Here is an 11,191-nt window from a genome sequence, read left to right on the forward strand (position 1 = left end):
CAGCCCCGCCGTCATCCTCCGACAAGCCGCATCGCGGCGTAGATCGGGGGACCCAGCGGCACCGAAGGTGATCTCATGCCCCACACGTTTGGCACAACAGTCGCCAGAGGGCTTGTGTCAGCTATGCCGCCCTGCGGGTCGCACGATCGCGCGCCGCTTAATCGCGCAGACGCTCGACCCGATTGTTCACGCCCTCGATGCTCTGACGCGGCTGCCCGCTCGAGCGCCAACGCACGGTGTGATTGGTCCCCGCCACCGACAGCGGTGCCCCCGGTGCCAGTTGCACCGTCACCTGATTATGACTGCCGACAACCTCGAGGCTGGCGCACTCTCCGGTAAAGGTCAGCACATGGTTCACACCGGCCACCTCGACCGCACGTCCCTCGCACGGAATGGTCCGATGATGACCATCACCCACGACTTCAATCAGGTCCGAGGAGAAATCAACTGAACCCGCCTGACCCGACACAGCCATAGCAAGCAATACAAACGAAAGAGGGGACATCACGCCTCCATACAGGGTCCGGATTGACCTCCCCCATAACGTAGGCAAAGCCTTTTTCGATCCTGTGACAGTCGTCTAAAATGCCCGTCCTAGCCCTTGGCGCGCAAGAACCGCTTCACTGTCACCACGACGCCAATCATGACCGCCGCCCCAAGCAAACTGCCGAAAAGCGGGAAATAGGCATGGTTGCGCGCACTATCGATCGCCACATCGGTAAAGCCCTGCGCCACCAGTTCGCGCACCCGCAACTCGGTCTTCACCACCGTCCACAGCACCAGCCCCACGACGCCCGCCAGCGACAAATAAAGCAGCACCCGCCGCCCGTCATTGTCAGGCGTTGCGATCTTCTTTTCATGCGACATCTGCGCCCTCCACCCTCATGGATCTTCTAAAAAACCTCGCATAACCGCGCCGAAAAGCAAAACGGTCCGATGACACCCGCCACCGGACCGTGTTCATGCATAAATGTGTACCCTTAGGCCGCGTCGATCACCCTGATGATCTCCTCGGTCGAGGCCCCCGTCAGGGTCTTGGTGATCTCGCCCAGCAGCCGCTCCTGAACCGCCTTGTGCCAATGCTTGCGCAACTCGCCCATGGTCTTGGGCGCGGCAATCACCACCAGTTTTTCAAACTTGTCCTTCAACGCCCAGTCATTGAGCGCCAGCGCCACACTCATGGCATGGCCATCCTCGGCCTGGGTGTCATTATCGGGATTGGCCTCGGTCGAAATCCGTCCCGCAGACCCCACAACGCGTTCCTCCAGCGGCGGGGCTGGCACCGCGCTCAACGCCACCTCGATCGCCGTCCCGGTATTGCGGTAAAGGCGCAGCACCTCGCCATCCACGACGCAGACCAGACTGTTGCTCGGCAGGTTCATCAGCTTCTCCTCGGATCAAACGCCCCCACACCCAAACCAACGATCCAGCCCCCGTTCCGTTGCCCCCATCTTGTCATATCGCCCCGCACAGGTGACAGTGAGGTCATGCAAATCCGTCCTGAAACCCCCGCCGACCACGCCGCTATCCGCAAAGTCACTCTGGCGGCTTTCGAAAACATGCCCCACAGCCAGCAAACCGAGGCCGCCATTATCGACGCCCTGCGCGCCGCTGATGCCCTGACCTTGTCGCTGGTGGCCGAACAGGACGGCCAGATCATCGGCCATGTCGCCTTCTCGCCCGTGCTGATCGACGACCAGGACCACAACTGGCTCGGCCTCGGCCCCGTCAGCGTTCATCCCGACCATCAGGCCCACGGCATCGGCAGCAAACTGATCCGCACCGCCCTCGACCAGATCACCGCCATGGGCACGAATGGCTGCGTCCTGCTGGGCGAACCCGCCTATTATGCCCGCTTCGGCTTCCGCGCAGCCCCCGCAGAAGGTCCCGCCCTCGTCTATCCGGGCGTTCCGGCCGAATATTTCCAGTCCCTGCCCCTCAACGGCCCGGCGCTGTCCGGTACCGTCACCTATCATCCGGCCTTCGCTGCCAGCTAAGCCATTGCGCCGCTTGTAACCGCATGACAGCGTTCTTCCGAATCTTCCGGAGACGCCCATGTCCGTTCGCCCCCTTGCCCTAGCCTTACTGCTGGCTTTGCTTGCACTACCGGCCACAGTCGCCGCCCAGTCGGGCGCGCCACTTCCACTCGCCTCGGCCACCACCCGCGATTCCGCGCAAACCGCTATGCCGGTGCTGCAATCCCCGCAGGAACTCGAAGAGAAGAAACTGCTCGAACGGGTCATGCAGGATATGCAGCGCTCTGGCCCCTCGGCGCTGCGCCGACATGTTCCCGCACTTCAGGCGGCCCTTGATCGCATGCCCGCCGACTATACGATCGTCGCCAATATCGGGGACGCCATCGTCGTCCGCAGCGCCGATATGAAGGTCTTCCTGCCCCTGCAATTGTCCCTGCTCGCCACAGACGAGGGTCGCAAGGCCTCGGGCATCCACGCCATCGAAAACACCTATGGCATGATCGCCCAGATACTGGCCTTCGAAGCGGTCGAGCGTCAGGACTACCCTACCGCCATCGCCTATGCCGACCGCCTGCTGGCCATCCAGCCCAACCACCCCCAGGTTCAGGCCGAAAGAATTGTCGCCTATGCCAAGATGGGCCAATGCGAAACCGGCCTGAAACTGGCGGGCGAGGCCCTTGCCAGCGAAGACCTCGTCCTCGCCATAAACCGCGACCTGTTCTTGCGCCGTCAGGGCTACTGCCAGATCGAACTGGGCCGTTTTGACGACGCCAAGGCCAGCTACCAAGCCGCCCTCGAACTCAACCCCGACGACCAGCTTTCACACAACCAGCTCACCTATATCGCCCAGCAGACCCGCAGCCGGTAGATCGCCTTCATGCGCCACAAGCCCGCGCGATAGGCCGCTTCAGGGCGTCAGTCTGGGGCGTCAGTTTGGGGATTTGACGCCCTCGTGCGCCAGCAACCATGTCTTGCGTTCATGGCCCCATTCATAACCGCCCAGCCCGCCGCCCGTAGCGATCACGCGGTGGCAAGGATTGACCAGCCCGACCGGATTATAGCGATTGGCCTGCCCGACAGCCCGCACCGCCTTGGGACTGCCCACCGCAACGGCAATCTGGCCATAGCTGCGCGTTTCGCCGGTCGGTATGGCCCGCAAGGCCGCCCAGACCCGCTCCTGAAAATCGGTGCCATTGGTGCGCACGGCAATCCGGTTCAACGCCGCCACATCACCGGCGAAATAGCCATCCAGCGCCGCGCTCAAAGCCTCCGGCACGCTCTGTTCCGCGAACACCGCCCCCGGCCACTGCTTGCCCAAAAGCTGCTCCAGCCGCCCGTGATCGACGCTCCATTCCAGCGCCATCAAGGCCCCGCCGCCATCAAAGGCCAGACGGATATCACCCAGAGGCGTGGCCATCTGGCCCACCCCGATTGTCTCGCCTTTGTACTGCGCCATTCGCGCCTCCGCGACTGTCTTTCGACCGGACGAAAACGAGCCTGAACCCGTTTTCGCCCCCCTTCAAGCAGCCCTAGGCTCAGGACCCATTGATATGATGCGCGCGATCTGATTCAGGCTCCCAAGGAGTTTGGATTATGAGTGACCTGTATTGGCTGACGGACGAGCAGATGGCCCGGCTGGAGCCCTATTTCCCGAAGAGCCACGGCAAGCCCAGGGTGGATGACCGTCGGGTGTTGAGCGGGATCATCTTCGTCAACCGCAACGGCCTGCGCTGGCGGGATGCGCCAGCGGCCTATGGGCCGCATAAGACGCTCTACAATCGCTGGAAGCGGTGGAGTGAGGCTGGTGTCTTCGTTCGGATGATGGAGGGGCTGTCTGGCGCTCAGACCGAGCGTCGCACGGTCATGATCGACGCGACCTATCTGAAGGCGCACCGCACGGCTTCGAGCCTCGCGGTAAAAAAGGGGGCCTTGGGCGGCTGATCGGACGCACCAAGGGCGGCATGAACACCAAGCTTCACGCCGTGACCGATGCGAATGGACGCCCCATCAGCCTGTTTATGACGGCGGGCCAAGTCAGCGACTACATTGGCGCCGCCGCGATGTTGGACAGCCTGCCCAGAGCGCAATGGCTGCTAGGAGACAGGGGCTATGACGCGGATTGGTTCCGGGACGCCCTGCAGGCTAAGGGGATCACCCCATGCATCCCAGGCCGAAAATCCCGGACCGAGCTCATCCGATACGACAAGCGCCGATACAAACGACGCAATCGCATCGAGATCATGTTTGGCAGGCTGAAGGACTGGAGGCGCATCGCCACACGCTATGATCGCTGCCCGACCGTCTTCCTGTCCGCCATAGCGCTCGCCGCTACGGTGCTCTTCTGGCTATGAGTCCTGAGCCTAGTGGTTTCGCCCGATCTTGCGATCCAGCACCAGCGAGGCCAGCGACTGCACCGCCCGTACCGCCTCGCAGATGAACCCGAACACCACGATCCCCATCAGCAGGGTCGGTACCGGATTCATGGCCCAGCTGTCACGGCTCAGCATCTGCTGCCAGAAGTCATTGGCCGATCCCACGCGGATCAGTTCCGACAGAGGCGATGCCGTCCATATCCACGCCAGTATGCCCATATTGGCCAAGGCAAAGACCAGATCGCCCGCCGCCGTCAGCTTCACCGGACTGCCCGTCACCACACGCAGACCATCAAACACCACGCGCGCCGCCAGCACCGCTGCCACCGGCCAGTAGATGGCACGATGCACCTCGCGCAGGGCCGCACCCAGATCATAACCGTCCAGCAGACGCAGCGGATCAATCCGCACCCCGCCCAGCGCCCCGATCCACCACAGCAGCACAATCAGGGTGAACACCGCGCTGGTCGCCGCCCCCGCCACCGGCGAAAAGTCCGAACGGTCCGCCACCGGCGTCCCCTTGGCCTTGTTGCGCGACACCACATTGCCCCGCAGGAAATCCAGCCCGCTGCGCTCCATCGTCCCCGCCCATGCAAACAGGCCAAGATCGCGCACCTTCCAGTCGGTCAGGAACTCAGGCTTTTTCGGCTGACGCTCGATCACCCATCCGGCAATGGCCAGAACACCGGCCACGCTAATGGCCCCGTTCATAAAGCCGCTGACCGCATGGCCCAGCGCCCGCCCCAGCTCTTCTCCACCAAACAACACCGACAGGATCAACCGCGCCAGGGCCAACAGCGCCAGAGCAATCACGCCCAGCCGCGCCGCAAACATCCACCACGGATAAAGCTCCGGCCCGATCAGGCCTTGCGGGCGATCGCTATAACGCGCCGCCACTACCAGTGGATGCCCGACCTCGCGCAGCAAAACCTCCAGTTCCGCCTCATGAAGTTCGCGCCCCAGCGCCTCCTCGCGGTCTTCCTTGCGCGCCAGTATCTCGTCGCGCAGTTCGGCTACGATATCCTCGGCCTTATCCTTGGGCAGCTGCGCCGCAACCACGCCCAGATAGGTATCGATCATGTCCATAGACTTGTCGGATGCACTCACAGCATTCCCTCCACAGAGGCCGACAGGGCGCGCCATTCGGCCGCCAGTCGCGCCAACATTTCTTCACCCTCGACAGACAGCTGGTAGAAACGCTTCTTGCGCTTCTCCTCCTCGCGCCATTCGCTGACCAACAGCCCCTGGCTCTCCAGACGACGTAGCAGCGGATAGAGGGTGCTCTCCTCCATCTCCACGCCCGCCTGCGACAGCGCCATGCGCAGCGAATAGCCGTATTGTTCGCGCCTCAGCTGGGCCAGCACCGCAAGGATCAGCGACCCGCGCCGCAGTTCCAGCCGCAAGCTCTCGAACAAGGCCTCTTTGGCAATCACGTCCTCAGTCGCCACAACACACCCGCTACCCTTGCTGCCACATAGTGTGTGACACACAGTGTATGCAACACAGCAACTCCAAGAGTCAAGAACGCCGTTCCATGAATCTGCACACAGCAAAAAGGGCGAGCCCCCGCCCGCCCTTTCAAAGCCGCCTATAGCGCCGTCTAGTCTTCCATCTTCTCGAAGAGGCTCTCGGCTTCCTCGAAATCATCAAAGTCCAGTCTGGCCGGATCATTGATGATGACAAAGCGGGTAACGCTGGCCTTTCCGCCCGGATCCGTCCTGTCCCACTGCCACATGGTCCGCTCCAGCCGCTGCTGTAACAGGGTCCAGTGCCCCTCGCCCTTTGGCGGTTTCGGGTCGTAGTCTGACAGCATGGCGGTCCTCCACCCCGCAGTCAGCACCACGCCCGCACCGCTGTCAAAGCCGCTCGCCTCTCGCGCGACTGACAATCGCGTGTTCGGCTCAGCCTTCCGTCACGTCGTCATGACCCTGCACCATACGGGTCACAGCAAGGTCCGCCGTTACATTACCCAGTGTACGGAAGATGTCGGGAATGACCTCCACCGCCAGCAAGAGCGGCAGCATCTCCAGCGGCACGCCCATGGCAATACAGATCGGCGCAATCGAGGCAAAAAAGCTGACCTGCCCCGGCAAGCCCACCGTCCCCACCGAGATCAGCGCCGCCGTCAGCATGGCCGCCACCAACTGCCCCGCGCTCGGCTGGATACCGAACAGATGCGCGCAATACAGCGCCACCCCGAGGTTCGCCACCGGCGAGGTCACGCGAAACACCGCCACGGCCAGCGGCAGGACCAAGCCCGCTGTGGCACGCTTGACGCCCAGCATGTCCACGGCCCGCTCGACCATGACCGGCAGGCTGGCCAGCGAAGATTGCGTCGAAAACGCCACCACCTGCGCCGGTGCCGCCGCCCGCGCAAAGCGGCCCAGACTGACACGGCCAAACACCATGACCAGCGGATAGAACAACAGGCCGATACCGATACAGGCCACCGAGATCACCACGACATAGTGCAGCAACACACCCGCCGCGCTGGCCCCGGCCGTCAGACCGACCCCCAGCGAGAGGGCAAACACACCGATCGGTGCCGCCACCAGCACCCAGCGCACGATGATAATCATCGTCTCGCCCACGGCCTCGAAGAAGGTCGTCAGCGGCACACGCAAACGCTCCGGCAAGCGCGACGCCGCAAAGCCGAAGAAGACCGCAAACACCACAATACCGAGGATGGCATCATCGGCCGCCGCACGGATCGGATTGGACGGCGCAATGGTTTTCAGGAACTCGCCAAACGGCGCCCCTGCCCCGACCTGCGCGCCCTCGGGTGCCGCCGCCAGCAACAGCTTGGCCCCCGCCGCATCCACCGGCCACAGGCTCAGCAGACCATAGGACACCGCCACCGAGTAACAGACCGAGAACGCGATCAGCACGGCAAACCATGCCACCGCCTTCATGGCCATCCGCCCCGCCTTGGCCGCATCGGCAATCGAGGCCACCCCCGTCACCAACAGGCTGAACACCAGCGGAATGATCGTCATACGCAACGCGTTCAGCCATAACTGGCCGATCGACTGGATAAAATCAGCCGTCTCCGACCCGCCGGGCAGGCCCCAGCGCTGGGCGGCCATACCGACCACCAAACCCAGTGCCAGCGCCGACAGCACCTGCACACTCAACGAAGTCAGAAAGCGTCGCGTCTTGGGCATGGATCAGGCTCCGCCCGTATTATCGACCGATACCGGTCCGCGTCCGCGCTGCGGCACCTGTGTCGCCACACCGCACGCCCCCGCCGCCGCCAACAGGACCAGCGTCATCCAGAACCCGTTCTTGATCTCGACGCGAATGGCCTGTCCCATCATCTGCGACAGTTGACGCTCCAGCGCCTGCATCTCCGAGCCACCCTTGTCCGCCTTACCGGCTTCCTTTTCGATCGCCCCGCGCATCTGGCCGACCATCTGGCCCATGCCGCCCCCCAGCAGCGCAATGGCCAGAACACTGCTGACCAGCACCGCACGGCCAGCATTCTTTGCGCCCTTCAGGGCAAAGCTGGCAACCAGTCCCAGCGCGATCACGATGGCACCGGCAATGGCCCACCATGCGGCATCCAGCTTCTCCTTGGGCACCGGAATATCGGCCACCTGCGGCGATCCGGTCAGCAACTGGTATCCACTGGCCTCGATCAGGGGCTGGCCATTACAGCTCACCGCCACCCACGGCAGAAAGAACAGCAACAACGCCGCCACCTTGGCGATACGTGCCGCCCATATCCAACTGATATTCAACGTCATCTGTCGCTCCCCAGCGAAATACCCGAACCGACCTTGGCACCGTTACACGCAAAGAGAAAGGGCGGCAGACCTTTCGATCCACCGCCCTTTCCATTTCATCTCCGTCCCCGAAAGGACGGACCGCTCATGTCAGTCTAAAATTTAGAACGACTTGACCAGGTTGATGAAGGCCGTGCGGCCCAGATAGTCGTAACCCGAGTACAGCGGCGCATTACCAACGCGGTTGTAAACGCCCGACGAGATGGTCGGCGGGTTGTCGTTGAACAGGTTGCGAACGCCTGCCGTCACAGTCCACTCATTGTTGTTGTACTGGACCGAAGCGTTGTGCAGCCAGTAGTCGTCAACAGCCAGATCGTAGATGCTGGTGGCCGGATCTTCTTCGTAATAGGTGTAGGATTCAGTGCCCTGGATCCATTCCACGCCATAACGCACGCGCCAGTTGTTCCACGCATACGACAGGTCTGCCGTGGCGGTGAACTCAGGGTTGTTGATCATGCCCTTGTCGTCTTCCAGCGGATCATCAGCAAACAGTTTGCTGGAGATTTCCGTGTACTGGGTGACGGCCAGGTTGAACATCGCGGTGCCCGGACCGACGTCGTTGCGGTAACGCAGCGTGTAGTCCAGACCCTTCACGTTGTCCGTGGCCAGGTTCACATAGCTGTCGTTGACGACCAGTTGACCATCATCGGCATTACGGCTGACCAGAGCGCAGAAGCCCGTATTGTTGATGAAGTCTTCCGGACGCGAGTCATAGCAGCGCGTCAGGATCTGGCTTGCGCCGGTCCGCGATACGCCGTTCTCGACTTCGATTTCATAGTAATCGACAGCAAAGGCCAGATCGCCCCAGCCCTGCGGCAGGGTCGGCTGCAGCACCAGACCAACGGTCATGTTGGTCGAGGTTTCAGCGGCCAGACCGGCATCAGCACCACCCGAGGTGATAACCTCGACGCTGGTGGTCGACTGCCAGTCGGTCGGCAGACCTTCAGACGCGCAGTTGGCGACGCGGTTCGGGTTGACGTTCGGCGCGCCGTAGTTGTTGCAGCGGTCGTTGGTGTTCGACAGATAACCGGTCGTTGCGCCTACGAACTGTTCGAACAGCGCCGGAGCACGGAACGAGGTGCCATAGGTACCACGGAAGGTCACACCGGCGATCGGCTGATAGACCAGGCCGATCTTGTAGGTGGTGTCGTCACCGTACGAGTCATAGTCGGTGTAGCGGAACGAACCGTTCAGGGTCAGTTCGCGGGCCAGCGGCGCATCGCGCAGCAGCGGCACTTCCAGTTCACCGAAGACTTCCCAGACATTGTCCGAACCACGAGTGATGGACGAGGTCGAGAAGTTGTAGGTGTTGCCCAGCTGGGTATCGAGACCCGGCGTGTCGTCAATTTCCGACTCGCGCCATTCAGCACCGAAGAAGCCCATGACTTCACCGGCCGGCAGCGAGAACAGAGGACCGTCGATGCCGAGGCTGACGATCTTCTCTTCGAAGGTGGTGACGCCGGTGACCGGACGGAAGACATAGTCAACCCAGTCCTTCGGCAGCTTGCCGCCGATGACGTCGGTCGACAGCGCCGGAGCGGCGATGCAGCCCGGGTTCGAGGCCAGTTGCGCGCACTGGAACTTGCCCGGTGCGATTTCGACCACGTCCAGAGTCTCGGACAGACGGTCGGTCAGGAATTGCTGGCTGGTATATTCCGAACGCGAACGCGAATAGCTGACCGACATGTCATAGCGCCATTCAGGGATGAAGAAGTCACCCTTCAGGCCCGTGACGCCACGAACAAAGTTCTGGTCTTGGGTCGCAACGTCGTTGCCGAAGCCGATGAAGGCACGAACGCCGACATCTGCGCCCTTGTTCAGGCCCTGATCCTTGGAGAAGGTGCTCCAGGCCAGGTTGTCCGGAATGAGGGCCGAACCCTTGGCATAGTCCAGAGCCAGCTGACGATAGTTGGTCTGCTTGGACTTGCGGTTGTTGAACAGGAACTCGCCGTAAACCTCGGCATTGCCCAGAGCGTTCAGCTGATAACCGGCTTCACCGTACAGGGTGGTGATGTCGACCGGCGAGATCAGCGACTCGTTCAGCATACGCTCGTCGAAGGTGTCGCGGATGTTGACATCCAGAGCGATGTTCTTCGTCGGATCGTTCGGGTTGATGTACGAACCACCAACGCCTTCAAAGCCGATCACGCCCGAGGTGATGGCCGAGTTCGGACGCCAGCGGTTGAAGGTCACGCCATTGGCATAGGCGATGTCCGGCACGCCGGCTGCGCCGATACCGGCAAGGCTGCCCGTACCGATGCTGTTGATCGACGAACCGTTCGAGCCGGTCGTGGTGATCGGATAGCATTTCGACTGGCCGGTCAGCGGGTCGATATAGTCGTTACCGAAGCGGAAGCCGTCGGTCTGGCAACGGGTGAAGTCGCGGTCGCCCAGGGTCAGTTCGTCGCGCTCATAGCGTTCGATCGAACCGGAGGCACGCCAGCGGTCACCACGGGCACCAGCCGTCAGCGACAGACGGGTCGAACCGCCATTGCCATTGGCTTCCAGCGGCGAGTTCATCTGGGCTTCGAAGGTCAGGCCTTCAAAATTCTTGCGGGTCTGGATGTTGACCACACCGGCCACAGCGTCCGAACCGTAAACCGACGACGCACCGTCACGCAGTACGTCCACGCGGTCGATCATCGAGGTCGGCAGCACGTTCAGGTCGGCCGAGCCCACCGAACCGCGCGAACCGGCCGGCGATACACGACGACCGTTCAGCAGTACCAGCGTACGGCTCGGGCCCATGCCGCGCAGACCGATGGTGTTGGCACCCGGACCGCCATTGGTGACATAGCCACCATACGAGCTGTTGACCTGCGAGGTACCACCGGTGATGGCGGTCGATTGCAGGGCTTCAGTGGTCGAGGCAAAGCCTTGCAGCGTTGCTTCTTCGCGGGTCACGACCTGGGTCGGCGACGGCGCATTATAGTTGTCGCGACGGATACGCGAACCCACCACAACGATTTCTTCAACCTGCGCCGTTTCGGCGTCAGCATCTTGAGCAACAGCAGTTGCCGGAATCAGCATGGCCATCGAAACCGCAGCAGCACCAGCC

General features: G+C 62.3%; 13 protein-coding genes. 3 read left to right on the forward strand and 10 right to left on the reverse strand.

All coding sequences use genetic code 11. The features are described from left to right. Positions 1 to 157 precede the first annotated feature (157 nt). The 3 genes from RSB01_RS02915 to RSB01_RS02925 form a co-directional block, all read right to left on the reverse strand. Positions 158 to 505, reverse strand: coding sequence for a DUF3060 domain-containing protein (locus RSB01_RS02915; protein ID WP_332590966.1), 348 nt, complete (start codon positions 503 to 505; stop codon positions 158 to 160). A gap of 89 nt (positions 506 to 594) precedes the next feature. Continuing rightward, positions 595 to 867 carry a hypothetical protein gene (locus RSB01_RS02920; RefSeq protein ID WP_332590967.1) on the reverse strand — a complete coding sequence of 91 codons (273 nt, stop codon included), beginning with the start codon at positions 865 to 867 and terminating at the stop codon, positions 595 to 597. Between the two features lie 113 nt (positions 868 to 980). Next, the gene (locus RSB01_RS02925; RefSeq protein ID WP_332590968.1) at positions 981 to 1,382 is read right to left on the reverse strand and encodes a host attachment protein; all 402 of its coding nucleotides are present in this window, start codon (positions 1,380 to 1,382) and stop codon (positions 981 to 983) included. Between the two features lie 105 nt (positions 1,383 to 1,487). On the opposite strand from RSB01_RS02925, the gene RSB01_RS02930 reads away from it, so the two are divergent. Next, complete coding sequence (locus RSB01_RS02930; protein WP_332590969.1) at positions 1,488 to 1,997, forward strand: N-acetyltransferase; 510 nt, start codon at positions 1,488 to 1,490, stop codon at positions 1,995 to 1,997. 58 nt (positions 1,998 to 2,055) lie between these two features. Then, positions 2,056 to 2,844: a tetratricopeptide repeat protein gene (locus tag RSB01_RS02935; RefSeq protein ID WP_332619316.1), complete on the forward strand. Its 789-nt coding sequence runs from the start codon at positions 2,056 to 2,058 to the stop codon at positions 2,842 to 2,844. 60 nt (positions 2,845 to 2,904) lie between these two features. Here RSB01_RS02935 and RSB01_RS02940 read toward each other — a convergent pair whose 3' ends face one another. Further along, entirely contained in the window at positions 2,905 to 3,432 is a 528-nt protein-coding gene (locus RSB01_RS02940; RefSeq protein ID WP_332590971.1) for a methylated-DNA--[protein]-cysteine S-methyltransferase, read from the reverse strand. Positions 3,433 to 3,569: 137 nt separating this feature from the next. Here RSB01_RS02940 and RSB01_RS02945 point away from each other — a divergent pair. Continuing rightward, positions 3,570 to 4,327, forward strand: a protein-coding gene (locus RSB01_RS02945) for an IS5 family transposase (protein WP_332590972.1) whose coding sequence is annotated in 2 segments (ribosomal slippage) — positions 3,570 to 3,891 and positions 3,891 to 4,327 — 759 coding nt in all. Because the reading frame shifts where the segments join, the coding sequence is not laid out codon by codon here. 9 nt (positions 4,328 to 4,336) lie between these two features. Here the strand turns inward: RSB01_RS02945 and RSB01_RS02950 are convergent. The 6 genes from RSB01_RS02950 to RSB01_RS02975 all read right to left on the reverse strand — a co-directional run. After that, a complete protein-coding gene (locus RSB01_RS02950; RefSeq protein ID WP_332619315.1) occupies positions 4,337 to 5,455 on the reverse strand; it encodes a hypothetical protein in 1,119 nt (372 codons plus the stop codon). Continuing rightward, positions 5,452 to 5,778, reverse strand: a complete 327-nt coding sequence (locus tag RSB01_RS02955) for a helix-turn-helix transcriptional regulator (protein ID WP_332619323.1) — start codon at positions 5,776 to 5,778, stop codon at positions 5,452 to 5,454. The genes RSB01_RS02950 and RSB01_RS02955 overlap by 4 nt, the downstream gene beginning before the upstream one ends. A gap of 170 nt (positions 5,779 to 5,948) precedes the next feature. Then, positions 5,949 to 6,161, reverse strand: coding sequence for a hypothetical protein (locus tag RSB01_RS02960; RefSeq protein WP_332590975.1), 213 nt, complete (start codon positions 6,159 to 6,161; stop codon positions 5,949 to 5,951). 88 nt (positions 6,162 to 6,249) lie between these two features. Further along, entirely contained in the window at positions 6,250 to 7,512 is a 1,263-nt protein-coding gene (locus RSB01_RS02965; protein WP_332619314.1) for a dicarboxylate/amino acid:cation symporter, read from the reverse strand. A 3-nt stretch (positions 7,513 to 7,515) separates the two neighbouring features. Then, entirely contained in the window at positions 7,516 to 8,094 is a 579-nt protein-coding gene (locus RSB01_RS02970) for a hypothetical protein (protein WP_332591963.1), read from the reverse strand. 141 nt (positions 8,095 to 8,235) lie between these two features. Beyond that, on the reverse strand, positions 8,236 to 11,191 hold a 2,956-nt coding region (locus RSB01_RS02975), incomplete at its 5' end, for a TonB-dependent receptor (RefSeq protein WP_332625057.1).

The organism is Brevundimonas sp. (assembly GCF_036659295.1).
In the GTDB taxonomy this organism is placed as follows: Bacteria; Pseudomonadota; Alphaproteobacteria; order Caulobacterales; family Caulobacteraceae; genus Brevundimonas.

What these genes read in the sequence shown, in the direction of transcription:
- RSB01_RS02915 (WP_332590966.1), bottom strand. Translation starts at nt 505, where the DNA reads ATGTCCCCTCTTTCGTTTGTATTGCTTGCTATGGCTGTGTCGGGTCAG.
- RSB01_RS02920 (WP_332590967.1), bottom strand. Translation starts at nt 867, where the DNA reads ATGTCGCATGAAAAGAAGATCGCAACGCCTGACAATGACGGGCGGCGG.
- RSB01_RS02925 (WP_332590968.1), bottom strand. Translation starts at nt 1,382, where the DNA reads ATGAACCTGCCGAGCAACAGTCTGGTCTGCGTCGTGGATGGCGAGGTG.
- RSB01_RS02930 (WP_332590969.1), top strand. Translation starts at nt 1,488, where the DNA reads ATGCAAATCCGTCCTGAAACCCCCGCCGACCACGCCGCTATCCGCAAA.
- RSB01_RS02935 (WP_332619316.1), top strand. Translation starts at nt 2,056, where the DNA reads ATGTCCGTTCGCCCCCTTGCCCTAGCCTTACTGCTGGCTTTGCTTGCA.
- RSB01_RS02940 (WP_332590971.1), bottom strand. Translation starts at nt 3,432, where the DNA reads ATGGCGCAGTACAAAGGCGAGACAATCGGGGTGGGCCAGATGGCCACG.
- RSB01_RS02960 (WP_332590975.1), bottom strand. Translation starts at nt 6,161, where the DNA reads ATGCTGTCAGACTACGACCCGAAACCGCCAAAGGGCGAGGGGCACTGG.
- RSB01_RS02965 (WP_332619314.1), bottom strand. Translation starts at nt 7,512, where the DNA reads ATGCCCAAGACGCGACGCTTTCTGACTTCGTTGAGTGTGCAGGTGCTG.
- RSB01_RS02970 (WP_332591963.1), bottom strand. Translation starts at nt 8,094, where the DNA reads ATGACGTTGAATATCAGTTGGATATGGGCGGCACGTATCGCCAAGGTG.